General features: G+C 71.3%; 23 protein-coding genes. 15 read left to right on the forward strand and 8 right to left on the reverse strand.

Going from position 1 to position 22,217, the window contains the following annotated elements; all coding sequences use genetic code 11:
• The first annotated feature begins 263 nt into the window (after nucleotides 1–263).
• From G4D85_RS23905 to hppD, 4 genes are all read left to right on the forward strand, one after another.
• Nucleotides 264–848: a hypothetical protein gene (locus G4D85_RS23905; protein ID WP_164015877.1), complete on the forward strand. Its 585-nt coding sequence runs from the start codon at nucleotides 264–266 to the stop codon at nucleotides 846–848.
• A gap of 120 nt (nucleotides 849–968) precedes the next feature.
• Nucleotides 969–1,946, forward strand: a complete 978-nt coding sequence (locus tag G4D85_RS23910; RefSeq protein WP_164015879.1) for a fumarylacetoacetate hydrolase family protein — start codon at nucleotides 969–971, stop codon at nucleotides 1,944–1,946.
• Nucleotides 1,943–2,602, forward strand: coding sequence for a maleylacetoacetate isomerase (gene maiA / locus G4D85_RS23915; RefSeq protein ID WP_164015880.1), 660 nt, complete (start codon nucleotides 1,943–1,945; stop codon nucleotides 2,600–2,602). The genes G4D85_RS23910 and maiA overlap by 4 nt, the downstream gene beginning before the upstream one ends.
• A gap of 29 nt (nucleotides 2,603–2,631) precedes the next feature.
• Nucleotides 2,632–3,795, forward strand: a complete 1,164-nt coding sequence (gene hppD, locus G4D85_RS23920; protein ID WP_164015882.1) for a 4-hydroxyphenylpyruvate dioxygenase — start codon at nucleotides 2,632–2,634, stop codon at nucleotides 3,793–3,795.
• A gap of 74 nt (nucleotides 3,796–3,869) precedes the next feature.
• Here hppD and G4D85_RS23925 read toward each other — a convergent pair whose 3' ends face one another.
• Nucleotides 3,870–4,514, reverse strand: coding sequence for a hypothetical protein (locus G4D85_RS23925; RefSeq protein WP_164015884.1), 645 nt, complete (start codon nucleotides 4,512–4,514; stop codon nucleotides 3,870–3,872).
• A 169-nt stretch (nucleotides 4,515–4,683) separates the two neighbouring features.
• Here G4D85_RS23925 and chrA point away from each other — a divergent pair, with 169 nt between their 5' ends.
• Nucleotides 4,684–5,949: a chromate efflux transporter gene (gene chrA / locus G4D85_RS23930; RefSeq protein ID WP_164015886.1), complete on the forward strand. Its 1,266-nt coding sequence runs from the start codon at nucleotides 4,684–4,686 to the stop codon at nucleotides 5,947–5,949.
• Nucleotides 5,950–5,972: 23 nt separating this feature from the next.
• Here the strand turns inward: chrA and G4D85_RS23935 are convergent, their stop codons facing one another.
• Both G4D85_RS23935 and ygfZ read right to left on the reverse strand, forming a co-directional pair.
• The gene (locus tag G4D85_RS23935; RefSeq protein ID WP_164015889.1) at nucleotides 5,973–6,794 is read right to left on the reverse strand and encodes a hypothetical protein; all 822 of its coding nucleotides are present in this window, start codon (nucleotides 6,792–6,794) and stop codon (nucleotides 5,973–5,975) included.
• 99 nt (nucleotides 6,795–6,893) lie between these two features.
• The gene (ygfZ, locus tag G4D85_RS23940) at nucleotides 6,894–7,964 is read right to left on the reverse strand and encodes a CAF17-like 4Fe-4S cluster assembly/insertion protein YgfZ (RefSeq protein ID WP_164015891.1); all 1,071 of its coding nucleotides are present in this window, start codon (nucleotides 7,962–7,964) and stop codon (nucleotides 6,894–6,896) included.
• A 38-nt stretch (nucleotides 7,965–8,002) separates the two neighbouring features.
• Between ygfZ and G4D85_RS23945 the strand changes: the two genes are divergently transcribed.
• From G4D85_RS23945 to G4D85_RS23955, 3 genes are read left to right on the forward strand one after another with little or no spacing between them, the layout of a single operon-like run.
• On the forward strand, nucleotides 8,003–8,329 hold the full coding sequence (locus tag G4D85_RS23945) for a cupin domain-containing protein (protein WP_164015893.1): 327 nt from the start codon (nucleotides 8,003–8,005) through the stop codon (nucleotides 8,327–8,329).
• On the forward strand, nucleotides 8,326–9,717 hold the full coding sequence (locus tag G4D85_RS23950; RefSeq protein ID WP_164015895.1) for a vitamin K epoxide reductase/DsbA family protein: 1,392 nt from the start codon (nucleotides 8,326–8,328) through the stop codon (nucleotides 9,715–9,717). Before G4D85_RS23945 ends, G4D85_RS23950 begins: the two co-directional genes overlap by 4 nt.
• Nucleotides 9,718–9,735: 18 nt before the next feature.
• Entirely contained in the window at nucleotides 9,736–10,125 is a 390-nt protein-coding gene (locus G4D85_RS23955; protein ID WP_164015897.1) for a translation initiation factor, read from the forward strand.
• 66 nt (nucleotides 10,126–10,191) lie between these two features.
• Here the strand turns inward: G4D85_RS23955 and G4D85_RS23960 are convergent, their stop codons facing one another.
• Both G4D85_RS23960 and G4D85_RS23965 read right to left on the reverse strand, forming a co-directional pair.
• Nucleotides 10,192–11,196: an isocitrate dehydrogenase (NAD(+)) gene (locus G4D85_RS23960; protein ID WP_164015899.1), complete on the reverse strand. Its 1,005-nt coding sequence runs from the start codon at nucleotides 11,194–11,196 to the stop codon at nucleotides 10,192–10,194.
• A gap of 146 nt (nucleotides 11,197–11,342) precedes the next feature.
• Nucleotides 11,343–12,122 (reverse strand): DUF2270 domain-containing protein, encoded by a 780-nt coding sequence (locus G4D85_RS23965; RefSeq protein WP_164015901.1) that lies wholly within the window; start codon nucleotides 12,120–12,122, stop codon nucleotides 11,343–11,345.
• Between the two features lie 102 nt (nucleotides 12,123–12,224).
• Here G4D85_RS23965 and G4D85_RS23970 point away from each other — a divergent pair, with 102 nt between their 5' ends.
• Complete coding sequence (locus G4D85_RS23970) at nucleotides 12,225–14,330, forward strand: response regulator (RefSeq protein WP_275900312.1); 2,106 nt, start codon at nucleotides 12,225–12,227, stop codon at nucleotides 14,328–14,330.
• Nucleotides 14,331–14,338: 8 nt separating this feature from the next.
• On the opposite strand, the gene G4D85_RS23975 is transcribed toward G4D85_RS23970, so the two are convergent.
• Nucleotides 14,339–15,157 carry an NIPSNAP family protein gene (locus tag G4D85_RS23975; RefSeq protein WP_240359456.1) on the reverse strand — a complete coding sequence of 273 codons (819 nt, stop codon included), beginning with the start codon at nucleotides 15,155–15,157 and terminating at the stop codon, nucleotides 14,339–14,341.
• A 98-nt stretch (nucleotides 15,158–15,255) separates the two neighbouring features.
• Between G4D85_RS23975 and pdxR the strand changes: the two genes are divergently transcribed.
• The 3 genes from pdxR to G4D85_RS23990 all read left to right on the forward strand — a co-directional run bounded on the left by pdxR (nucleotide 15,256) and on the right by G4D85_RS23990 (nucleotide 18,495).
• Nucleotides 15,256–16,743: a MocR-like pyridoxine biosynthesis transcription factor PdxR gene (pdxR, locus tag G4D85_RS23980; RefSeq protein ID WP_164015905.1), complete on the forward strand. Its 1,488-nt coding sequence runs from the start codon at nucleotides 15,256–15,258 to the stop codon at nucleotides 16,741–16,743.
• A gap of 114 nt (nucleotides 16,744–16,857) precedes the next feature.
• Complete coding sequence (locus tag G4D85_RS23985) at nucleotides 16,858–17,169, forward strand: hypothetical protein (protein WP_164015907.1); 312 nt, start codon at nucleotides 16,858–16,860, stop codon at nucleotides 17,167–17,169.
• A gap of 66 nt (nucleotides 17,170–17,235) precedes the next feature.
• Nucleotides 17,236–18,495 carry a tetratricopeptide repeat protein gene (locus G4D85_RS23990; protein ID WP_164015910.1) on the forward strand — a complete coding sequence of 420 codons (1,260 nt, stop codon included), beginning with the start codon at nucleotides 17,236–17,238 and terminating at the stop codon, nucleotides 18,493–18,495.
• 9 nt (nucleotides 18,496–18,504) lie between these two features.
• Here G4D85_RS23990 and G4D85_RS23995 read toward each other — a convergent pair whose 3' ends face one another.
• Nucleotides 18,505–19,119 carry a DUF4230 domain-containing protein gene (locus tag G4D85_RS23995; protein WP_164015912.1) on the reverse strand — a complete coding sequence of 205 codons (615 nt, stop codon included), beginning with the start codon at nucleotides 19,117–19,119 and terminating at the stop codon, nucleotides 18,505–18,507.
• A gap of 84 nt (nucleotides 19,120–19,203) precedes the next feature.
• Here G4D85_RS23995 and G4D85_RS24000 point away from each other — a divergent pair, with 84 nt between their 5' ends.
• Nucleotides 19,204–19,806 (forward strand): 2OG-Fe(II) oxygenase, encoded by a 603-nt coding sequence (locus tag G4D85_RS24000; RefSeq protein WP_164015914.1) that lies wholly within the window; start codon nucleotides 19,204–19,206, stop codon nucleotides 19,804–19,806.
• A gap of 7 nt (nucleotides 19,807–19,813) precedes the next feature.
• Here the strand turns inward: G4D85_RS24000 and G4D85_RS24005 are convergent, their stop codons facing one another.
• Nucleotides 19,814–20,371, reverse strand: a complete 558-nt coding sequence (locus G4D85_RS24005; protein WP_164015915.1) for a helix-turn-helix domain-containing protein — start codon at nucleotides 20,369–20,371, stop codon at nucleotides 19,814–19,816.
• Between the two features lie 86 nt (nucleotides 20,372–20,457).
• Here G4D85_RS24005 and G4D85_RS24010 point away from each other — a divergent pair, with 86 nt between their 5' ends.
• Entirely contained in the window at nucleotides 20,458–21,186 is a 729-nt protein-coding gene (locus G4D85_RS24010) for an SDR family NAD(P)-dependent oxidoreductase (protein WP_164015918.1), read from the forward strand.
• A complete protein-coding gene (locus G4D85_RS24015; protein ID WP_164015920.1) occupies nucleotides 21,183–22,208 on the forward strand; it encodes an S-adenosylmethionine:tRNA ribosyltransferase-isomerase in 1,026 nt (341 codons plus the stop codon). The genes G4D85_RS24010 and G4D85_RS24015 overlap by 4 nt, the downstream gene beginning before the upstream one ends.
• Nucleotides 22,209–22,217 lie beyond the last annotated feature (9 nt).

The raw sequence follows: 22,217 nt of genomic DNA on the forward strand, positions 1-22,217 counted from the left end.
GCTTCGCTTCCCACCTGCTCAGCAGCCCGGGTAGAGGCTGCTCGGAGACCGGGTAGGCGGCCGCGCCCCCGCTGGGCATCGCTGTCCGCGCGTTGACGCGGGGCGTAGACCCGGGGGCGGGCGGTGGAGGGAGCGGCCGGTCTTCCGGCATGTTCCTCCGGCGTGGTACGCGGACGCCGGGGGCCAAGGGCGCGGCGCGGCCTGCCCGGAGTCCGCCACGCCCCCCAGACATCCGCCGGGCAACACCAGAGGACACACTCCCCATGAAGCTCCTGACCACGCTCACCGCGGCGCTCGCGCTCGCGCTGCTCCTGCCCGCCACCCAGGCCGAGGCCTCCGACTACCCGCCGGACTACGCTGTCTGCAATGTGACGGATTCGAAGACGACGGGCTCCTTCGAGGTCATCCGCCGCACCACGAAGCTGCCGGGTCGCTTCGCCACGCTGACGGTGTCCTACCGGGGCTACCTGCGCAGCAGGTACCGGGACGACCAGATCAGCATCTTCGTGAAGCTCAACGGCCAGCACGCCACGCTGAAGGCCAGCTCGGGCACGAACAGTGACGCGTACATCTATCTGAACGCGGGCCCGCGCAACTGCGGCAAGTGCATGCGCTACATGAACACGCCGCTGTGCAACGCGCACTTCGCCGCGGGCGGCCAGGAGGGCGTGTGGGTGTGCGAGCAGCCCTCCGCCACGGAGAACCACATCTTCCTGTACGGCTGGGACCCGTACGGCAACCAGAATGCGTGGGACATCTACGTGGCCGCGACGGCCAACGGCGAGTGGGACAGCAACTCCGGCGCGAACTTCTACGCGCGGCTGCCGGTGCGGACTTCCTGCTGGTAACCCCTTAGATGGTGCATCAGGCGAATAGTCACGCTTGACACCCCCGGTCCCCCGGCGGAAAAGCCGGGCCACAGATGGCGGCCCCGCCGTTACCCCCATGGGCCGCCGGGGAGCCCGGGATTGAAGCTCGCGACGCTCAAGGACGGAACCCGTGACGGCCGGCTCATCGTCGTCAAGCGGGACAACACGGCCTACGCGCTGGCCACCAACGTGGCCCTGACGCTGCAAGCCGCGCTGGACGACTGGGACGTGAAGGAGCCGCAGCTGCGCGCGCTCGCCGCGCAGCTGGAGGCCGGCACGGTGCAGAGCCGCCCGCTGGACGCGCGCGGCCTCCACTCCCCGCTGCCCCGCGCCTACGAGTGGATTGACGGCAGCGCCTACCTCAACCACGTCATCCTGGTGCGCAAGGCGCGCAACGCCGAGCCGCCGCCCACGCTGAAGACGGACCCGCTCGTCTATCAGGGCGGCTCCGGCGACTTCCTCGCGCCCTCCGCCGACATCCCCCTGGCCGACGAGGCGTGGGGCCTGGACTTCGAGGGCGAGGTCTGCGCCATCCTCGGCGACACGCCCCAGGGGACGAAGGCCGCCGACGCGGAGAAGCACGTCAAGCTGCTGATGCTGGCCAACGACGTCTCCCTGCGCAACCTCATCCCCGACGAGCTGGCCAAGGGCTTCGGCTTCTTCCAGAGCAAGCCCGCCACCGCCTTCAGCCCCTTCGCGGTGACGCCGGACGAGCTGGGCGCCGCGTGGCATGACGGCCGCATCCACCTGCGCCTCCAGTCGGTGCTCAACGGCGTGCAGGTGGGCGACACCGACGCCGGCCCGGAGATGCACTTCTCCTTCTTCGACCTCATCCAGCACCTGTGCAAGACGCGCAGCTACACCGCGGGCACCATCCTCGGCAGTGGCACCGTGTCCAACGCGGACCGCGCGCGCGGCATCTCCTGCCTCGCCGAGCGCCGGATGATTGAGACGATTGAAGAGGGCAAGCCGAAGACGCCCTTCATGAAGCCGGGCGACACCATCGACCTCGAGATGCTGGACGCCGAGGGGAGCAGCGTCTTCGGCCGCATCTCCCAGACGGTGAAGAAGGTATGAAGGCGCTCCGGCTCCACAGCTACTGGCGCTCGTCCGCCTCGTGGCGCGTGCGCCTGGCCCTGAACCTCAAGGGCCTGAAGTTCGAGTACGTGGCGGTGCACCTGCTGAAGGACGGCGGGCAGCAGCACACGGAGGCCTACCGGGCCCTCAACCCCATGCGCACCCTGCCCACGCTGGAGTGGACCGAGGACGACGGCACCGCACGTCGGCTGTCCCAGTCGCTCGCCATCCTGGAGTACCTGGAGGCGCGCCACCCTTCGCCCTCCCTCCTCCCCAAGGACCTCTACCTCCAGGCGAAGGCCCGCATGCTGGCGGAGATGGTGAACTCCGGGATGCAGCCCATGCAGAACCTGTCGGTGCTGCAACGCATCAAGAACGAGCTCAAGGCGGACGAGAGCGCCTGGGGCGCGTACTGGAATACCCGGGGGCTGGAGGCGTTGGAGGCCGCGGTGAAGCCCACGGCGGGCCGTTATTGTGTGGGGGACGAGGTGTCGGTGGCGGACATCTGCCTGGTCCCCCAGCTCCATGGGGCCCGCCGTTTCGCGGTAGACCTGTCGCCGTACCCCACGCTGCTGCGCATCGAAGCGGCGTGCAATGAGCTTCCCGCCTTTCAGGCGGCCCACCCGGACCGGCAGCCCGACGCGGTGCCGGCCTGACACTCGCGGAACCGCAAGGAGTCCCGGACATGGCGAAGCTGGAGTCGCTGGGCATCAAGACGCTCGAGAGCATCCACTGGTACGTGCACGACCTGGAGCGCAGCCGGAACTTCTATACGAAGGCCCTGGACTTCGCGGAGCTGGGCGTGTCGTCGCCGGAGCTGGAGCAGCGCGGCCGGCAGAAGTCCGCCGTGTTCCAGGCGGGCGACGTCGTCCTCATGGTGAGCCAGCCGCTAGGCGAGGGCGGCCGCGCGTGGCGCTACCTGCGCAAGCACCCGGACGGGGTGGGCACCCTCAACTTCGAGGTGGAGGACGCGGAGAAGGCCTTCCGCCTGCTGGAGCAGCGGGGCGCCACCCTCATCAACGACGTCCAGCGCTTCACGGACTCGCGGGGTGGGAAGCTGGCGATGTTCTCCATCACCACGCCCTTCGGTGACACCACCTTCCGCTTCATCCAGCGCGACGGCTACAGCGACCTGTACCCGGGCTACATCCGCCACAAGACGCCCGGGGGCGGGAAGAACAAGTATGGCTTCGGCCGGGTGGACCACGTCACGTCCAACTTCCAGACGATGCGCCCCATGCTCCTGTGGATGGAGCACGTCATGGGCTTCGAGAAGTTCTGGCACATCGAGTTCCACACCGACGACGTGGCGGCGAAGGAGAAGCGCTCCCACGGCAGCGGCCTGAAGTCCGAGGTGGTGTGGGACCCGAGGAGCGGCGTGAAGTTCGCCAACAACGAGCCCTACCGCCCGTTCTTCAAGGCCTCGCAAATCAACCTCTTCAACGAGGACCACCGGGGTGACGGCGTGCAGCACCTGGCGCTCACGGTGCGGGACATCCTCACCTCGGTGAAGGACATGCGCCAGGCCGCGGGCATCGACTTCATGCCCACCCCGGGCACGTACTACGACGCGCTGCCCGAGCGCATCCAGCAGCTGGGCATCAAGAAGATTGATGAGGACATCCAGACGCTGCGTGATTTGGAAATCCTCATCGACGGCGACAAGGAGCGCAGCTACCTGCTCCAGATTTTCATGAAGGACGCGGCCAGCCTCTACAAGGAGCAGTCGGCCGGCCCGTTCTTCTACGAAATCATCCAGCGCAAGGGCGACCAGGGCTTCGGCGGCGGCAACTTCCGCGCCCTGTTCGAGAGCATCGAGCGCCAGCAGCAGTCCGAGGGGCGCACCTAGGCCGGGCTTGTTGGCGGTGCCGCGTCCTCCAGCGTGGCTGGAGGGCGCCGTGCCCGGGGGGCCTCGTGAGTGGCTCAGGGCGTGGCGTTCAGGGCCGCACCAAAGGCCCTGGCCGTCGCCGCGTCCTTGAGGAGCCAGATTTCCTTCAGCTCCTTCTCGCGCTGGAGCACCAGGTCCACGGTGGCGGAGCCGTACTCCTCGCGCTCCTTCGTCAACATCGGGTCCACCTTCAGGTCCTTCTTCCAGAAGGCGATGAGCGAGCGGGCCATGTCCCGGTCGGGCCCCTCGGGCCCGGCGGCCTTCGCCTCCAGTCCCTGGATTGCCGCCTTCACCGCGGCGCTCTCGGACTTGAACCGGGCCTCGGAGATGTTCCGCACCATCTGGTCCAGCGGACGGAAGTCCTCGCCGGCCAGCCCATGCTTCGCGCGCACCGCGTCGCCCTGCTCCTTCAGTTGCTGGACGTTGATTGTGAGGGTGGTGGCGCCGTCCTTCTCCTGGGACTTCTGCACGGCGCTGTCCGTCACCCGCAGCAGGGCGGCGTCCGACTCGCGGCGGTACTGGATGTAGCGGTCCAGCTTCTCCAGCGTGAGCGCGGGAGCCTCCCGGGCGGGTTGCTTTGCCGTCTGCTTCGGCGGGGCGCTCGGCGTGCCCGGCTCCTGGGGGCTGGCGTGTGCGGACAGGGCCAGACTTCCCATCAACATGGCTGCGGTCCACTTCATGGCGTCACTCTCTCCGGGGCCTCGCGCACTCGGGCGGTTGTGGGGGCACGGTATGCGAGTGGGGAGACCGTCGGAAGACACGCGGAAGGGAGGGGTGTAGGTCCTGCCCCTGCCCGTGTCTCTCCATTGTTGCGGAGCACCACCGGCCGGGACAGATAGGGTGCCTGCCATGTCGCCCCCGCAGCCCACCCTTCCCGAGGCCGTGGCCCCCGCCGCTCCGGACCGGGCCACCGCGCTGAAGGAGCTGGCACTCCTGTTCCTCCGGCTGGGCACCACCGCCTTCGGCGGTCCCGCGGCCCACATTGCGATGATGGAGGACGAGGTGGTGCGGCGCCGCCGCTGGCTCACGCGCGACGAGTTCGTGGACCTGCTCAGCGCCGCCAACCTCATCCCCGGCCCCAACTCCACCGAGCTGGCCATCCACATCGGCCACCGGCGCGGCGGCTGGCCCGGGCTGGTGGTGGCCGGTGTCTGCTTCATCCTCCCGGCCTTCCTCATCGTCGGCGCCCTCGGCTGGGCCTACGCGCGCTTCGGCAGCCTGCCCCGGGTGGACGCGCTGCTCTACGGCGTGAAGGCCGTCATCATCGCCGTGGTGGTCCAGGCGCTCTGGGGACTGCTGCGAAGCGTGGTGAAGACGCGGCTCGCCGCCGGGGTGGGGGTGGCCGCGGTGGCGGCGTCCCTCCTGGGCGTCCACGAGCTGCTCCTGCTGCTCCTGTCGGGACTCGCGGTGCTCCTGTGGCGCGCGGGCGAGCGGCGGCGGCGCGGCCCACCCCCCGGGCCGCCTTCGGAGCGGGCTCCGGAAGCGACGAGGGACTCAGCCCGTGGGGCGGGTTCCACCACGGCGGCCGTGCTGCCCCTATGGCCGCTCCCCGTCCTGGGCGCGGTGGCCACGGCCGTGCCCTTCTCGCTGCAGGGCCTCTTCCTCTTCTTCCTCAAGGTGGGCTCGGTGCTGTACGGCAGCGGCTACGTGCTGCTGGCCTTCCTGCGCTCGGACCTGGTGGAGCGCTACGGCTGGCTCACGGAGGCGCAGCTGCTGGACGCGGTGGCGGTGGGGCAGGTGACGCCGGGCCCCGTCTTCACCACGGCCACCTTCATCGGCTACGTGCTGGGCGGCGCGTCCGGCGCGGTGCTGGCCACGGTGGGCATCTTCCTGCCCGCGTTCGTCTTCGTCGCGCTGAGCGGGCCGCTGGTGCCGCGCCTGCGCCGCTCGTGGGTGGCGAGCGCCTTCCTGGACGGCGTCAACGTGGCGTCGCTGGCGCTGATGGCCGTGGTGACGTGGCAGCTCGGGCGCGCGGCGCTGGTGGACGCGTGGACGGTGGGGCTCGCCGTCGTGTCCGCGGTGCTGCTCCTCCGCTTCCGCGTCAACTCCGCCTGGCTGGTGCTGGGCGGAGGCGCGGCGGGAGTGCTGCTGGCGGGCGGCCTCGGCGCGGGGTGAGCCGGGGCCCGTGCCTTTGCGCCTCACCCTCCGAAGGAGCGGCGCTTCCGGGCGGCGGCGATGGCCAGCCCCAGCATCGCCAGGGGCACGCCCAGCACCACGGGCCACAGCCACAGCGGCTCGCCGCCGTGCACCACCGCGCGGAACTCGCGCCCTTCGGCGGGCGCGTCCAGCAGCTCCGACAGGGCGAGCTTCCACTCCACGGTGTCCTTCTTCTCGTTCACCGTGCCGTTCGTCTCGCCGATGCCCGGCCCGTGCACGCGCAGGGTGATGTGGTTGTTCGCCAGCAGGGCCCGCGTCATCCCCTTCGCGATTTCCTTCGCGGCCAGCTCCGTCTGGTCCTTGCTGCCCGTGGCGGAGCCGGCGCCCGCCAGGCCCGGGACGAAGCGCTGGGTGACGACGTAGTCGCCGCCGTCGCGCTCGATTCGGAAGTCCCAGGTCCCCGGGCCTTCCTTCCGCTCGCTCGCCGTGTCCTCCATCACCTTGCGGTACAGCTCCGGGAGCTTCGTGGCGTCCTTCACTGTCAGCTCATGGACGAGGTGGAGCTGCTCGCCCTCGTCATATTGCCGCAGCACGAGCTCCGTGACGTTCGGGTCCTTGCCCACCGACTCCTGGGCCGCCTTCCGCTGTTCGTGAATCTGGTCGACGAGGCTCTTCCCCCCTGCCGCCTGGGCCAGGACGCCCAGCGACTTCGGGAGGCCGATGTCGACCACCACGCGCGCGGAGCCGTCGGGGTGTATCCACAGCTCCTGCACGACGTCGAAGCAGCCGGTCAGCGTGAGCAGCGACAGCGTGGCGAGCATCCACCCGAGGCGGAGCATGGGACGCGGGGAGGCGGGAGCCATGAGGTCCTTCCGTTTCGCCGGTATGGAACCCGGCGACCGCATCCTACTGTGCCCGAGCGGACATACCCCGCGCCAGGACCCACCCCGGGAGGCCGGGCTTCAGGCGTTGAAGGGGAGGGCGGCCACCTTCGCGGTGGCGGGGCCCCCGGCCAGCGTCAGCTCCGTGCCCGGCTCCAGCGAGTCCCGGTGCACGTAGCCCAGCGCCACCTGCTGGCCCTTCACCGGCGAGCGCACCACGCTGGTGAGCCAGCCCACCTTCTTCTCCCCGCGCCGCAGCTCCGTGCCCGGCGCCACGTCCGCGTCGCCCAGCAGCAGGCCCGCCAGCTTGCGGTTCATGTGGCCGCGGAAGGTGGCGCGGGCGATGACCTCCTGGCCGATGTAGCAGCCCTTGTTGTAGGAGATGGCGCCCGCGAGGTTCGCCTCCAGGGGGATGGTGGTGTCCACCATGTCCTGCCCGTACCGCGGCACCCCGGCCTCCACGCGCAGCAATTCCAGCGCCTCGAAGCCCAGGGGCTTCAGCCCGTGCGCGGCGCCGGCCTCCGTCAGGGCCCGCCACACCGGCTCCAGCCCGGCGCGTGACACCCACACGTCCACCCCATGGGCCTCCACCGCGGTGCTCCCCACCAGCCAGACGTCCTGCCCGGCGAGCGAGCCCGGCCGGACGGCATGGTGGGCCAGGGGCTCGAAGGCGCCGCCCAGGAGGGTGGCCAGCACCCCGGCCGTCCGGGGCCCGAGCAGCCGGAGGAGGGCCAGCTCGCCCGTGGCCTCGTGCAGCTCCGCGTCCTCGGAGATGAGGTATTTGTCCAGGAACTCCCGGACCTTGGCGCCGGTGCCGGGCTCCAAATCCAGCAGCAGGTCCGCCTCCCGCTTGAGGATGCGGGCGTCCGCCACCATGGCCCCCTTGGCGTTGACCATGGCGGCGTAGGTGGCCGAGCCCACGGGCAGGCCCTTCACTTCCTGGGTCACCATGCCGTGCAGGAAGCTGGAGCGGTCCTCCCCCGTTATCCGGAGGATTTCGCGGTAGGAGGCGTCGTGGAGGGCGACGGCCTCGTGTGCCGCCCGGTACTCTCCCTCCGCGTCTCCATACCCGGCCACGGCCTCACGGCCGCCCACCTCCATGAAGCGGGCGCCCGTCGCCTCGTGAAGAAAATGCAGAGACAGCGGTTCCATGTCCGTCGCTATATAGAGGCGAAGGAGCGAATGCCACGATGGATGTGAAGCACCTGTCCGCCTTCCAGGGGTTCTCCGCGGAGAAGCTCCAGAAGCACAACGTCTTCCAGTCCGGGCGCTTCTTCCTCGACGTGTACTGCCTCGCGCCCGGGCAGGCCCAGAAGCCGCACCGCCATGCCACCTCCGACAAGGTATATGTCGTCCTCGAAGGCCGCTGCCGCTTCCGCGTCGGCGCCGAGGAAGAGGTGCACGGCCCTGGCGCGTCCATCCTTGCCCCTTCGGGCGCCGAGCATGGCGTCGCCAACGACGGCCCCGACTCCGCCCGCCTTCTCGTCCTGATGACCCCGCCCCCGGAGCACGCATGAGTCCGAAGTCCTCCAACAAGGCCCCCTCTCCCACGGCTCCCGTCCGCGGCGCGCTGGCGTTGCTGGTGCTGGGCCTCGCCGAGAGCGGGCTCGCCATCTTCCAGTGGATGCAACTGCTCACCCTGCGCGCCGGCGGCGCCACGGTGTGCGGCGTGTCCGACACGGTGAACTGCGAGACGGTGTGGAACTCGCCCTTCGCCAGCCGCCTCCATGAGCTGTTCGGCATCCCCGTCGCAGGCCTGGGCCTGGTGTGGGGCGTGGTGGCGGTGGGCCTGTCCGCGCTGTACCTCGCGTGGGCGCGCGCGGGCCGTCCGGTGCGTCCGGCGGCCAATGGCTTGAGGCTCGTCGCCCTGGCGGGCGTGGTGTCGGTGGGTGTCTTCGCCGTCGCCAGCGCCAACGCGGGCGCGCTGTGCCCCACGTGCCTGGGCACCTATGCCCTGGTGCTGGCCTTCGCCGGCGTGGCGTTCTTCGGGCTGCCCGGCCCGGTGGCGCCGGCGGCCGGGGAGTGGGGCCCCACGCTGAAGTGGACGGTGGGCTTCGCCGTCGCGGCCTTCGTGGCCATGCTGCTCCCCGGGCGGGCCACGCCCAAGGCGGCCACTCCCGGCTCGCTGCTGCTCCCGGAGCCCGTCGTCAGCGAGGGCGCGTCGAAGGGCACGCCTCCCGTGCCCGTGTCGCTGGAGGACTTCCTCAAGGGGCTGAACGCGGACCAGAAGCAGTTCATCGCGGACGGGCTGGCCCAGTACCGCGCCAGCGCGCCGCTGCCCGCCGTGGCGCCCGCGCGCAAGCTGTACGGGCCGGCGAACGCGCCGGTGAAGATTGTCGAGTGGACGGACAGCAAGTGCCCCCACTGCAAGGCGCTGGTGGAGGAGCTGGCCGCCCTCAAGAAGCGCGTGCCCGAGGGGAAGATGTCGCTGGAGGCCCGCCAGTTCCCGCTGGACGGCGCCTGCAACCCCGCCATTCCGCGCCGCGGCCCGGACGCGCCCAGCGTGCGGTGCAGCGCGGCCCGGGCGCAAATCTGCCTGGAGCCCGCGCCGGACTACTGGGAGCTGCGCGAGAAGCTCTTCGCCGCGCAGGCCTTCCTGGACACGGAGCGGGTGCTGGAGATTGCCTCCTCCGGCTCGGTGTCGCGCATGCAGCTGGACGCGTGCATGTCGAGCTCGGCCACGGCGGCCAAGCTGCAGGAGGACTCCGCCTACGCCATGAAGCACCACATCGGCGGCACGCCGCTGGTGGTCGTCAATGGCCGCCAGGCGCCGCCGTCCACGCCGCTGCTCTACGCGCTGGTGATGGCGGAGGGCAACGCGAGCGCCCCCGCCTTCGACGTGCTGCCTCCTCCGCGCCCCATGCCGGCCGGGGGGCATGACGACCACGCGGGCCACAACCACTGACGGGACGCACCGAAGGCCATGGGCAAGCGCGACAAGAAGGCCGAGGCGCCCACCGCCCCGGCCGCCCCGTTCAACAACCCGTTCGCCTCGCTGGCCCCCAAGCGCGAGGCGCTGCCCCAGGCGCCCGCCGCGCCCGTGGCCGCGCCCGCCGCGAAGCCCGAGAAGAAGGGCCCCGCGCGCGCCGTGGTGCGCATGGAGCGCAAGGGCCGGGGCGGCAAGGAAGTGACGGTGGTGGAGCACCTGGAGCTGCCCGTGCCCCAGCGCGAGGTGTGGCTCAAGGCGCTGAAGAACTCGCTGGGCTGCGGGGGCGTGGTGGAGGACGACGCGCTGATGCTCCAGGGCGACCAGCGTGAGCGACTGCCGGCGCTGCTGGAAGCTCGCGGCGTGCGCAAGGTGACGGTGGGCTGAAAACACAGCGGGCCCGGGCCGCTCGAAGCGCCCCGGGCCCGTGGGCCAGCACCTGCGCTGTCTTCGTTACAGCGCGGCGATGATGGCGTCGGTGAACTCGCGCGTGGTGGCGCTGCCGCCCAGGTCGCCGGTGCGCACCTGGCCGCCGCTGTAGACCTTTTGAATGGCGTTCTCCATGCGGCGGGCTTCCTCGCGCAGGTCGAGCCAGTCCAGCATCATCACCGCGGACATCATCAGCGCGGTGGGGTTGGCAATGCCCTTGCCCGCGATGTCCGGGGCGGTGCCGTGGACGGCCTCGAACATGGCGGTGCGCTCGCCGATGTTGGCGCCAGGCACCACGCCCAGGCCGCCCACCAGGCCCGCGCACAGGTCGCTGAGGATGTCGCCGTAGAAGTTCTCCGTCACCAGCACGTCGTAGCGCGTCGGGTCCTTGACGAGCTGCATGCAGAGGTTGTCGATGATGACCTCCTCGTAGGTGACTTCCGGGAACTCACGGCCCACCTTGCGGCAGCAGTCCAGGAAGAGGCCGTCCGACAGCTTCATGATGTTGGCCTTGTGCACGGCCGTGACCTTCTTGCGGGCGTGCTTCCTGGCGTACTCGAAGGCGAAGCGGGCAATGCGCGTGGAGGCCTTCTCGGTGATGATTTTCAGCGACTCCACCACGCCCGGGACGATGATGTGCTCCAGGCCGGCGTAGAGGCTCTCCGTGTTCTCTCGCACCACGATGAGGTCCACGTTCTCGTAGCGCGTCTTCACGCTGGGAACGCTCTTCACGGGCCGCAGCGACGAGTACAGGTCCAGCCGCTTGCGCAGGCCCACGTTGGCGGAGGGCAGGCCACCGCCGACCACCGTGCCCGTGGGGCCCTTGAGGGCGACGCCGCTGCGCAGCACCGCTTCCACCGTCTCGTGAGGGAGGTTGGTGCCGTACTTGGCCACCACCTCGGTGCCGGCGTCCTTGTGCTCGAACTCGAGAGGCACCTTGAGCGCCTCGAGGACGCGCACGGTGGCCGCCATCACCTCGGGGCCGATGCCATCGCCATTGATGATCGTGACAGTACGGGTGTTCGCCATGGGTGCGGATTCACAGCACAAAACCCCAGGGCCCGGAAGGACGAAAACGTGCCCGTTTCAGCGGGGGGCATGGCGGCCATGAGCCGGACGGCCCCTGACGCCAGGGCCGCCCGGCCGCTGTCCAGCCGGGAGAGCCCGGCTGCCCTTCAGTGCTCGGAGGAGGAGGACGGGCGGGAGGGCGGGGGGCGCCGGGTGGGCCGGCGGCGCTTGTGGATGGCGTAGGGCCGGTAGAAGGACTCCCAGAGGGCGGCGCGGCGGCCCCGGGGGCGCGTGCGCAGCTCGCCCATGGGGGCGCGGATGAAGAAGGAGGAGACGAACAGGTAGGTGGCGCTGATGGTCAGGAAGACCAGCAGGGCCATCACCAGGGGGCCGGGCAGCCAGGCCACGTGGGCGCGGTCCAGGAACTCCGCGAAGTCCTCTGGCGGCTTCGGGTGGCTGTAGACCTTCACGAACCACGTCACCATCAGGACCATGAGGATGGGGCCGTAGGCGCGGTTGAGCCGCGTGGAGATGGCGGAGAAGAGCGAGAGCTGGATTTGCGGTCGGGACATCTCCAGCGCCAGCTCCCGCATGGCATCCGGGTCCAGGGGCTCGCGCCGGAGCATGGGGGCCCACCAGCCGTCTTCCAGCAGCCGGACGCGGCGGTTCCACAAGTCGTAGTAGCGGTAGCGCCGCGCCTCGATGAGGAGGAACGACACCACCATCCAGATGCCCACCAGGAAGGTGACGTGCGAGCTCTGGGGGGTGGCGAAGCCGAAGGAGATGACCGCCGCGGTGGTGGTCAGCGCCCAGTTGGTGGTGGTGTCCAGGCGCGTGCGCCACGTATCGGAGCGGCTGAGCTCGCCACGGAAGAGCTGCGCCATGGCCTGCTGCGACAGCCAGGGCGGCTCCAGCAGGTCGTTCTTGTTGCGCTCGTTGCTTGCCATCCGTCCATGCAAGGTGGGCCGGCGCACTATCTGATGCAACGTTCGCATTGATTAATGCTCGAGGCCGTGGGCGGCGAGCAGCCAGGCAGGCGCAGGGTGGCCATGGCGAGCGGGCGTGCACACCTTTCCGGCTTGAAAGTGTCCGCCGTCAATCCCATCCAGGCGCTCTCGGAGCTCCTCCAGGAAGAGCGCGAGCGCGTGGCTCGCTTGTGGGCGAAGCGCCTGCGCACCGAGACGTATGAGGTGGACATCCCGGGCCGCGACTTGCGCGCTCCGCTGCGGCAGCTGCTGGACGAGCTGGTCCGGCTGCTGAGGGACAGGGGGGACGACGCGGTGCGGCTGTGGTCGGAGGTGGTGCGCTCGCACGGCGCCTACCGCTACAGCCAGAACTTCGAGCCCGAGGACCTGACGCGCGAGTTCAAGTCCCTGGAGGCGGTGCTGCTGCACGTGTACGGGCGCCGCAACGGGGGACAGATAGAGCCCGAGGTGGCGGAGCTCATCTCCGAGCTGGTGTGGGAGGCGGACGCGTCCGCGCAGGCCTCCTATGCGCGGGTGCTGAAGACGGAGGAGGTGCGCTTCCGCGAAGCGGCGGTGATGGAGTCGGTGCTCAATCAGGTGGACGTGGGCATCCTGCTCGCGGAGGTGGACGGCACCGTGTCGTTCGCCACGCCGCCGGTGAGCCGGCTGATGGGGCTGCCCATGCGCGCGGTGGTGGGGGCGCGGGCGGCCAACACGCTCAGCCCCGTGCTGTCGCAGGTGAACGCGCGCCACCTGACGGGAGAGCCGTTCAAGGTGGCGGACATGCCCTTCCTGCGCGCACTCAAGGAGAAGGGGGCGGTGCGCGGGGTGATGATGGTGGTGGAGCGCCCCATCGGCGGCGAGGCCACGCTGGAGCTGAGCGCCACGCCCGTGTGGGAGGAGGAGGGCGAGCTGGCCGGCGCCATCCAGACGTTCACCGACCGCACCGAGGCGGTGAACAAGACGAAGGCGCTGCAGAGCGCGCACGGCGAGCTGCGGCGGCTGCAGGGGCGGCTGTTGCAGCGCACCCGCCAGCAGGCGCTGGGGCAGCTGGCCAGCGGCGCGGCGCATGCGCTCAACAACTTCCTCAACGTGCTGCGGCTGCGCATCACCCTCTTGCAACGCGAGTTCAAGGCCGAGCACCTGGAGTCGCTCGACAAGACGGTGGGGCAGATTGGCGAGCTGGTGGCGCGGCTGCAGGAGTTCAACGTGCAGCGCACCCAGGAGCAGCCCACGGACGTGCCCGTGGACCAGACGGTGCGCGAGGCGCTGGAGCTGGCGCGCGGCGAGCTGGAGCAGCGCGAGCACCCGGTCCATGTGGACCTGGACCTCGGGAGCCCGGGGCAGGTGCGGGCGGACGCGGGCTTCTTCCGCGAGCTCATCGTGAACCTGCTGCTGTCGGCGAGAGACCGCATGGAGGGCGGCGGCCGGCTGCGCGTCACCACCCGCGCGAGTGGCGAGCCGTGGCTGACGCTGCGAATCGAGGACGAGGGCCCGCCGTACGCGGTGGAGGAGCTGACGCAGCTGTTCGACCCGCTGCGGCGGGACGCGGGGGCGCCGCAGCTCTCGCTGTACCTGGCCGTGGCGCGCGCGCAGGTGCAGCGCTGGGGTGGCGAGCTGACAGCGGAGAACAGCAGCACGGGGGCGGGGGCGGCCTTCGTGGTGCGGCTGCCGCGCGTGCATGCCGCGGTCGCCGAGGCGCCCCGCACGGAGGCGTCGCGCGCGGAGGTGACTCGGCCGGAGGCGCCCCGGCGCTTCCAGCAGACGCGCCGCGTGCTGGTGGTGGACGACGACCTGGACAACGCGAGGATGATGGCCGAGGTGCTGGGCGAGGAGGGCTACGAGGTGCAGGTGGCCAACAGCCCGGAGGTGGCGCTGGGGATATGGGACCGGCGCCGCTTCGACGCCGCGCTGCTGGATGCCGTCATGCCGGAGATGAGCGGCTGGGAGCTGGCGCGCGTGCTGCGCGAGAAGACGCCCCAGGCCTTGCTGGCCATCGTCACCGGCATGGATGTGCGTGGGCAGAACCGCGCGAACCTGGCGCTGGTGGACGCGGTGTTCCGCAAGCCCATCGACGTGGGCGCGCTGGACGACTTCCTCGGACAGTCGGATGGGGGCGCGGGCGAGGGTGGAGCCACCGGAGAAACGGGCCCGGGGGCGGACGCGGACCCCGCGGGGACTCAGCACTGAGGTTCGCCTCACTCCCGCAGTCGCGAGCGGGCGCCGGGCGACAGCCGGAGGAGCTCGGGCGGGGACTTGAGGCGGCGCCGCAGCGTTGGCTCGACGCGCTCGCTCCAGTCCGGGGAGACGGTGAGCCGTGACAGGCGCTCCTGGAGGGCCTCCGGGCCGGGCGCGGCTGAGAGCCAGACGAAGACGTGCTCGCCTTCCCGGACGGGCAGCCTGGCGAAGGTGTTGGGGCTGTACTCCGTCTGGAAGTACCCCGAGACGAGAAGGCCGGCGGCCTCCAGCGCGGGCTTCACGTCCTGCTCGAAGAAGCGCACGAAGGCTTCATCCACCGGGGCCTCGAGGGAATACACCGTGGCGATGACGACGCTCCTGGGGAGGGCGGTGGCTCCCACCGGGGGACGCGCGGCGAGGTGCCGTCCGAAGTCGGAGTCGGAGCGGCAGGGCTTGAGCAGCAGCACGTTGGACGCGTCAATCATGGTGCCATTCGCCGTCTCGCGGTTCGCCTTCCAGATGGGGCCTCCGTAGAAGTCGGTGAGTCCCTGGTGCCGCGAGCCCATGTCGGAGAAGCCGCGGAGCCAGACGAAGCGGTCCGGCCGGTCGAGGTCCCGGAACTGACCTGGGATGGGCATGCCGACGGCCTCCTGGCCTTCGATGAACTCGCGCTCGAAGAGGTCCACCAGCGTGTCTCGCTGGCCGGGCTTCAGCGTGTACTGCCGGAGCTCGATGATGGGGCAGCAGGACTCGGTGGGGTTCGTGGGCATGGGAGGTGTCCCCGCGCAGGCCAGGGTGAGCAGCAGGAGTGCGTGTGCGAAGTTCGGGGGCCGTGGCATGTCGTTCCTCGTCGGGGCTGGCGCGCAATCTCCCTTCTGGAGTGGTCACCCTCAATGACCGCTTTGGCCGGTTCTTCCATGACCACTATCCTGGGGGTATGAAGAAGGCTCCGACGGGCATCCTGCCCATCCTCTCGGTGGACCGCCGCTCGCCCCTGCCGCTGTACCGGCAGATCTACGAGGGCTATCGCGAGGCCATCGTCGACCGCCGGCTGCGCGCGGGAGAGCGGCTGCCGTCGACACGGAGCCTGGCCACGGAGCTGGGCATCTCCCGCATCCCCATCCTGGGTGCGTTCGAGCAGCTCCTGGCCGAGGGCTACTTCGAGAGCCGCGTGGGCGCGGGGACCTTCGTGGCCCACTCGCTCCCCGACGAGGCGCCCCTGCCCGACGCGCGCTCCACCTCGCGGAGCACCGCAGGTCGACCCGGTCGGCGCGTCCTCTCCGAGGCGAGTGCCGTCCTCGGAGACGGAATCACGCCCGAGCCGTGGCACGGAGGCTGGGGCGCGTTCCGCGTGAGTCAGCCCGCGGTGGACCACTTCCCCTTCCAGGTCTGGTCGGCGCTGCTGGCGCGGCACTCGCGAAACCCCACCCGGAGCCTGCTCACCTACGGCGACCCCATGGGCCACCGGCCTTTTCGCGAGGCGCTCGCCGCGTACCTGCGCACGTCGCGCGCTGTGCGGTGCGAGGCGGAGCAGATCATGGTGGTGAGCGGCTCGCAGCAGGCGCTGGAGCTGTCGGCCCGCGTGTTGTTGGACTCGCGCAGCCCGGTCTGGGTGGAAGAGCCGGGCTACGCCGGGGCGAAGGATGTGCTCACCCTGGCGGGCGCCCGGATGGTGCCCGTCCCGGTCGACGACGAGGGGCTGGATGTGAGCGCGGGCATCGAGCGCTGCCCGAATGCGCGGGCCGTGTACGTCACGCCGTCGCACCAGTATCCGCTCGGGGGCACGCTGAGCGCGTCGCGTCGGCTTCAGCTCCTCGACTGGGCTCAGCGGAGCGGGGCGTGGATTCTCGAGGACGACTACGACAGCGAGTACCGCTACGAGAGCCTTCCCGTGTCGGCGCTGCAGGGGCTGGATAGGGACTCGCGCGTCATCTACATCGGGACGTTCAGCAAGGTGCTCTTTCCCGCGCTGCGCATCGGCTACATGGTGCTGCCGGCGGACCTCGTGCCGCGCTTCGTCCGGGTGCGCGACGCGATGGACATCTTCCCGCCGACGCTCTTCCAGGCGGCGCTGACGGACTTCCTCACCGAGGGACACTTCGCGCGCCACCTGCGGAAGATGCGGCAGCTCTATCGCGAGCGGCGGACGACGCTCGTGGAGTCTCTCTCGAAGGAGCTGGGCGACACGGTGCGGGTGCTCGGTGCGCAGGCGGGAATGCACCTGGTGGCGGAGCTGCCGAAGCGGCTCAGGGACAGGCCGCTTTCAGAGCGCGCCGCGAAGGAGGGCATCTGGGCCATGCCGCTGTCCGCCTGCTACCTGGAGGAGGCGTCACGACAGGGACTCGTCCTGGGGTACGGAGGGACGGAGGCCGCGCGCATCCCGGAAGCGGTGAGACGGCTTCGCAAGGCCTTCCGCACGGGGTGACCTGGGAGCGCGTAGCGCAGCGGGCCGGGGCACCTGTGCGGCAACACGCATTTCCCCGCCCTGTCACAAGGGTGTCACAAGGAGCGAATAGACTGTGCGGCGTGGGAGGTGACCATGACGTGGGTGCTCCAAGCGGCAGTCGTGCTGGCAGTCCCGTTGACTCTCCTCGGCGCCGTCAGGACAGGCGTCTACCTTCACCGGAAGGCCCAGGAGAGCAGGCGGGCCTCCGCGGCAACGGCCATCGACCTCCAGCTCAGCAGCATGCCCGGCATCAGCGAGTTCAAGGGCTGGTGGGGGGACCAGGTCGACGGCTTCAGGGACTGGTTGGCGGACCAGGTTGACGGAACGTCGAGCGGCGACAGCTCCTCGAGCGGTGAGGCTTCATTCGACGGGCATGGAGACGCGTCCGCTACGGGCACTGACTGAGCGCCAGCGCCCCGGCGCTGACAGCGGGATTTGGGCCCGCCGGGATGGGGCACTAGATTCGCGCGGGTGAGCTCCCCCCATGAACTGGAGCGCGTCCGCCGGAAGGTGGAGGCGGGAGATGTCCTCGGCGACGCGGAGCTGGAATTGCTGCGCGCGGAGGCCCGGCGGACTCCGGGCCCCTCGCCGAGGCTGGCGGTGGCCCATGCGCTCATCAACGCGGGCGCCGAGCGCGAGGCCCTGCCGCTGCTGGAGACGCTCCGCCGCGACTTCCCCCGGGACGTGCCGGTGCGCCTGGGGCTGGCGCGCGCGCTCCTCGGCCTGGAGCGCCACGGCGACGCGGAGGCGCTGCTGCGCGAGGTGCAGGCGCAGGAGCCAAGCGACCCGGAGGTCCTCAAGGTGCTCGCGGTGCTGGGCCTGCGGCGCGGCGAAGCCGACAAGGCCCGCGCGTATATAAAGGAGGCGCTCTCCAGGGACCCCTTCGACGACGAGGCGCGGCTGCTGAAGGAGGAGCTGGAGTCCGCCGACCTCCCACCTCCGCCTACTCCCCAGGAGCAGGTGCTGCGCCCGGAGTTCACCGCCGCGCTGGCGGCGGCGCTGGGCCGGGCCCGGGTCGCCTTCCGGCGGCAGGGGAAGGACCTGCTGGTGAAGCTCGCCTCGGGCGGGGTGGGGCGCGTGGACGTGGGCTCGCTGTACGCGGCGTGGTGTGAGGTCTCGGGCACGGAGGGCCTCACCGCGTACGTGGACGCGTTGGCGGCACGGCTGGGAGGACTGTCCTCGGGCCTGAGCGCGGAGGGCGCGGCGCTGGAGTCACGGCTGCGCCCGGTGCTGCGGCCCGCGGGCTTTGTCGCCCGGGCGGTGGGCGCGCTGCACCGTCCAGGCCCCGCGGGCCTGGAGGTCTTCTACGTGCTGGAGGACGCAGACTTCGTGCGCTACCTGCCGGAGTCCGCACTGGCTCCCGCCGGGCTGTCCGCGGAGGCGGTGGACGCGGCGGCGTGGCGCAACCTGGAGGCGGGCCCCACGCTGGTGCGGCCTGTCGTCATCGACCAGGGGGAGGTCCGGCTGGCGGAGACCTTCTCCGGACTGTGGGCGGTGGCGGAGGGCGACGGCCACGACGGAGCGCGCCTGCTCACCGCGTCGCAGCGGCGCCGGTTGGTGGAGGAAGCGGGCGATGCGCCGCTGTGTGTGGCGCTGGGCCGGAGGGAGCTGGCGCTCGTGTGCCGCGAGTCGGACGCGGCCGCGCGCGAGGCGCTGGAGCGGCTGGTGCCCGCGCTGGATGGGATTCCCGGCGTCTTCCGCCTCACCGCCGAGGGCCTCTCCGTCGCGTGAGGCGCGGCGTCAGCCCGCGGTGGCCGTGGGCAGGGTGTCCACGAAGAGCACCTCGCGGTAGCCGAGGGTGAGCAGCAGGCCCCGCAGCGAGCGCTCCGCGGAGTCCCGGGCGCGCTTGCGGAGGCGTGAATCCGCGCGCACCTCCTGTTCGAAGGCGAGGCGGGCCTTCTCCAGCAACTGCGCCGTCTGCGCGCTGTCCAGGTTGGAGTCGATGACCTCCGTCTCGCCGGGGCGCAGCTCCACCTTCACCTCCAGCGGCGGCAGCACCACGTACACGCGGGTGCCGGCCACCTGGAGGTGGGACGCGTCGAAGCGCTGGAAGTCGAAGCCCAGGTGCGCGTCCGCGAAGACGATGGCGCGGCCATGCGGGTTCTCGATGGCGTGCCGTGCCCAGATGAGCACGTCCTTCCACAGCACGTCGGTGGCCTGCGGCTCGGGCGTGAAGGCCACCTTCTTGTAGAGGGCGACGTCGAGCGTCTCCAGCCGGGCCACGTCGCGCATCTGCTGCACCACGGCCGGCGTGTCCGGCAGCAGGGTGGGCGGCGGGCGGAGGAGCAGCCAGGCGCCCAGTGCTCCGAGCGCGGCACCCAGGATGACGGTGAGGACTCGTGACAGGTGCGCCATGGGGGCAGTGTACCTCCTTCCCTGGAGCGGGAGTCTGGGGCACGGTGCGCGGGTGTGCGCGGCGTGTGTCGTGGAGGAAGCAGTGTGGAGCTGACGGACGACGAGGTCGAAGCGCTGGGGACGCGGGGATATTTCCTCCGCGCCGCGTTCCTGGGCGAGGCGCGGGCGCGCGCGGTGCGGGACGAGGCCCTGGCGCGCGTGGACGCCGGAGGGCTGAGGCCCGCGGGCATCCGGCGCGGCGCGGACCACGCCCGGGACACGACGGTGCGTGGAGACCTCATCGACTGGGTGCGGCCGGAGCCGGGCACACCGCTGGGCGCGCTGTGGGACGCCTTCCGCGAGCTGGGCGAGGCGCTGTCCTCGGGCGCGTACCTGGGGCTGGGGCGCTTCGATTTGCAGCTCGCCTGCTACCCGGGCGGAGGAGCCCACTACGCTCGCCACCGCGACGCCTTCCCCGGGCAGTCCAACCGACGGGTCACGGCCATCTGGTACGCCAACGCCGGCTGGGCATCGGCGCACGGGGGCGTGCTGCGGCTGTACCCCGAGGATACTGCGCCCGTGGACGTGGAGCCGTCGCTGGACCGGCTGGTGGTGTTCCTCAGCGAGCAGGTCGAGCACGAGGTGCTGCCCGCCTTCGCCCCACGCCTTGCGCTCACCGCCTGGTACTACGGACGGGACGCGGGCTGACGCCAGCTCACATCGCGGGCGCCAGCAGGACGACGGAGTAGCCCACGGACGTCTTGTTGCCGGGGTTCTCGTACGAGTGCTTCTGGTCGCCCCGGAAGACGACGACGTCGCCGGGCTGGAGGTGGAAGCGCTCGCCGCTGGCGATGAGCAGCAGCTCGCCGGACTCGCAGGCGAGGTACTCGCGGGTGCCGGGCGTGTGGGGCACGCCGGTGATGCGCACCTGGGGCGGCAGCTCCATCCGGTCGAACTCCATGCCGGGCAGCGGGTCGGGCAGCAGCTTGCGCAGCAGGCCCGCGCCGCGCATTCGGACGGGGAGGCTGGCGCGAGGGTAGTGGCGGGCGCTCGCCCGGGGCTTCGCGATGAGCTCCTCCAGCGACACCTGCAGTGCCCCGGCCACGCGGTGCAGCACGGACAGCGTGGGGTTGGCCGCGCCCGACTCGAGGTTGGCCCACGTGGCGCGAGGCACGCCCGCCAGCTTCGCGAGCTGGGCCTGCGTGGCCCCGCGCGTCTCGCGCAGCGTCCGGATGTTGCGCGCCAGCCTGTCCGGCAGGTCTTCGTCGCTCATGGGATTGGCAATCTGCCAAGGCATTGGCGCCCGTGCCAATCCCTAATCGCGAGGCGTGTATCCCTCCTGGCAAGGAGAACACACGCATGAAGCTATTGGGAAAGGCCGTCCTGGTGACGGGAGCGAGCCGGGGACTGGGGCAGGCGCTGATGGCGACCTTCGCCCGCCGGGGAGCCCGGGTGGTGGGCGTGGCGCGGCACGCCGGGGAGATGGAGGCCGCCGCCGCGGCCCTGCGCGCGGAAGGGCTGGAGGCCCACGCGCTGGCGTACGACGTGGGGGACAAGGAGGCCATCTATCCGCTGGTGGGCGCGGCCACCGCGCTGGTGGGCCCCATCGACGTGCTGGTGAACAACGCGAGCACGCTGGGGCCCACGCCGCTGCCGCTGCTCCTGGACACCGCGTGCGAGGACCTGCAGCGGGTGCTGGAGGTCAACGTGGTGGGCCCCTTCCGGCTCACCAAGGCGGTGGCGGGCAGCATGGCGGTGCGAGGGCAGGGCCTCGTGCTGAGCATCTCCTCGGACGCGGCGGTGTCCGCGTACCCGCGCTGGGGTGCGTACAGCGTGTCCAAGGCGGCGCTGGAGCACCTGTCGCGCATCTGGGCCGCCGAACTGGAGGGCACCGGCGTGGCCTTCCTCAACGTGGATCCGGGGGAGATGGACACGCGGATGTACCGCGACGCGGTGCCGGACGCGGACTACTCGAAGCTGGGCAGGCCGGAGGCGGTGGCGGCGCGCCTCGTCGCGCTGGTGGAGGGGCGGGTGGAGTCACTGCCCTCGGGCACCCGCCTGGAGGCCTCGAAGCTGGAGGCCGCATGAAGCCCGCGACCTGGCCCAATGAGCACCCGGAGACGGGACGCCTGCTGCACGTGGAGCCTCGCGCGGGCCGCTTCTCCGACGCGCGGGTGGCGGACCTGCCCTCGCTGCTGCGCGCCGGAGACCTGCTGGTGGTGAATGACGCCGCCACGCTGCCCGCCTCGCTGCCCGGCCGCACCGAGTCTGGGGAGCGCATCGAACTGCGGCTGATGTCGCGAGAGCCGGACGACACCTGGACGGCGGTGCTCTTCGGCGCGGGAGACTGGCGCAAGCGCACCGAGGACCGGCCTCCTCCGCCACCGCTGCCGCCCGGCGCGAGCCTCGTCGTCGGCGGGCTGAAGGCGCGCGTGGTGGAGGTGCTGCCCCCGTCACCCCGGCTGCTGCGGGTGGCCTTCGAGACCCGGGGTGCCGCGCTGTGGGCCGCGCTGTACCGGGGCGGCCGGCCGGTGCAGTACGCGTACACGGGGGGCCCGCTGGCGCTGTGGCACGTGCAGACGGTGTATGGCGCGCGTCCGTGGGCCGTGGAGGCTCCGTCCGCGGGCCTGCCCCTCACCTGGAGCCTGCTGCTGGCCCTGCGGCGCCGGGGCGTGCGGCTGGCGTCCCTCACCCACGCGGCGGGGCTGTCCTCCACGGGGGACGACGCGCTGGACGCGGCGCTGCCCCGGCCCGAGCGCTCGGACATTCCCGCCGCCACGGTGGAGGCGGTGATGGCCACGCGTGCGGCGGGCGGGCGCGTGGTGGCGGTGGGGACCACGGTGGTGCGGGCCCTGGAGGGCCGCACGGCGCGGTACGGAGGGACGCTGGTGGCGGGCGAGGAGGTGACGGACCTGCTGCTGGGGCCGGGCTACGTCCCGCGCGTGGTGCACGGGCTGCTCACCGGGGTGCACGAGCCGGGGAGCAGCCACCACGCGCTCCTGCAGTCCTTCGCGCCGCTGCCGCTGCTGAAGCAGGCGGCCGCCCACGCCGAGGCGAGCGGCTACCTGGGGCACGAGTTCGGGGACTCGTGCCTCCTGTTGGATGCGTGAGGAAGCCTC

The sequence above is a fragment of the Pyxidicoccus trucidator genome (assembly GCF_010894435.1).
GTDB lineage: Bacteria > Myxococcota > Myxococcia > Myxococcales > Myxococcaceae > Myxococcus > Myxococcus trucidator.

Coding starts and splice junctions, on each gene's coding strand:
- G4D85_RS23945 (WP_164015893.1), top strand. CDS start 8,003: ATGGATGTGAAGCACCTGTCCGCCTTCCAGGGGTTCTCCGCGGAGAAG.
- G4D85_RS23985 (WP_164015907.1), top strand. CDS start 16,858: ATGACGTGGGTGCTCCAAGCGGCAGTCGTGCTGGCAGTCCCGTTGACT.
- G4D85_RS23925 (WP_164015884.1), bottom strand. CDS start 4,514: ATGAAGTGGACCGCAGCCATGTTGATGGGAAGTCTGGCCCTGTCCGCA.
- G4D85_RS24005 (WP_164015915.1), bottom strand. CDS start 20,371: ATGAGCGACGAAGACCTGCCGGACAGGCTGGCGCGCAACATCCGGACG.
- G4D85_RS23960 (WP_164015899.1), bottom strand. CDS start 11,196: ATGGCGAACACCCGTACTGTCACGATCATCAATGGCGATGGCATCGGC.
- G4D85_RS23970 (WP_275900312.1), top strand. CDS start 12,225: ATGGCGAGCGGGCGTGCACACCTTTCCGGCTTGAAAGTGTCCGCCGTC.
- G4D85_RS23965 (WP_164015901.1), bottom strand. CDS start 12,122: ATGGCAAGCAACGAGCGCAACAAGAACGACCTGCTGGAGCCGCCCTGG.
- ygfZ (WP_164015891.1), bottom strand. CDS start 7,964: ATGGAACCGCTGTCTCTGCATTTTCTTCACGAGGCGACGGGCGCCCGC.
- G4D85_RS24010 (WP_164015918.1), top strand. CDS start 20,458: ATGAAGCTATTGGGAAAGGCCGTCCTGGTGACGGGAGCGAGCCGGGGA.
- G4D85_RS23995 (WP_164015912.1), bottom strand. CDS start 19,119: ATGGCGCACCTGTCACGAGTCCTCACCGTCATCCTGGGTGCCGCGCTC.
- G4D85_RS23975 (WP_240359456.1), bottom strand. CDS start 15,157: ATGCCACGGCCCCCGAACTTCGCACACGCACTCCTGCTGCTCACCCTG.
- G4D85_RS23950 (WP_164015895.1), top strand. CDS start 8,326: ATGAGTCCGAAGTCCTCCAACAAGGCCCCCTCTCCCACGGCTCCCGTC.
- maiA (WP_164015880.1), top strand. CDS start 1,943: ATGAAGGCGCTCCGGCTCCACAGCTACTGGCGCTCGTCCGCCTCGTGG.
- G4D85_RS23955 (WP_164015897.1), top strand. CDS start 9,736: ATGGGCAAGCGCGACAAGAAGGCCGAGGCGCCCACCGCCCCGGCCGCC.
- chrA (WP_164015886.1), top strand. CDS start 4,684: ATGTCGCCCCCGCAGCCCACCCTTCCCGAGGCCGTGGCCCCCGCCGCT.
- hppD (WP_164015882.1), top strand. CDS start 2,632: ATGGCGAAGCTGGAGTCGCTGGGCATCAAGACGCTCGAGAGCATCCAC.
- G4D85_RS23905 (WP_164015877.1), top strand. CDS start 264: ATGAAGCTCCTGACCACGCTCACCGCGGCGCTCGCGCTCGCGCTGCTC.
- G4D85_RS23935 (WP_164015889.1), bottom strand. CDS start 6,794: ATGGCTCCCGCCTCCCCGCGTCCCATGCTCCGCCTCGGGTGGATGCTC.
- G4D85_RS24015 (WP_164015920.1), top strand. CDS start 21,183: ATGAAGCCCGCGACCTGGCCCAATGAGCACCCGGAGACGGGACGCCTG.
- pdxR (WP_164015905.1), top strand. CDS start 15,256: ATGAAGAAGGCTCCGACGGGCATCCTGCCCATCCTCTCGGTGGACCGC.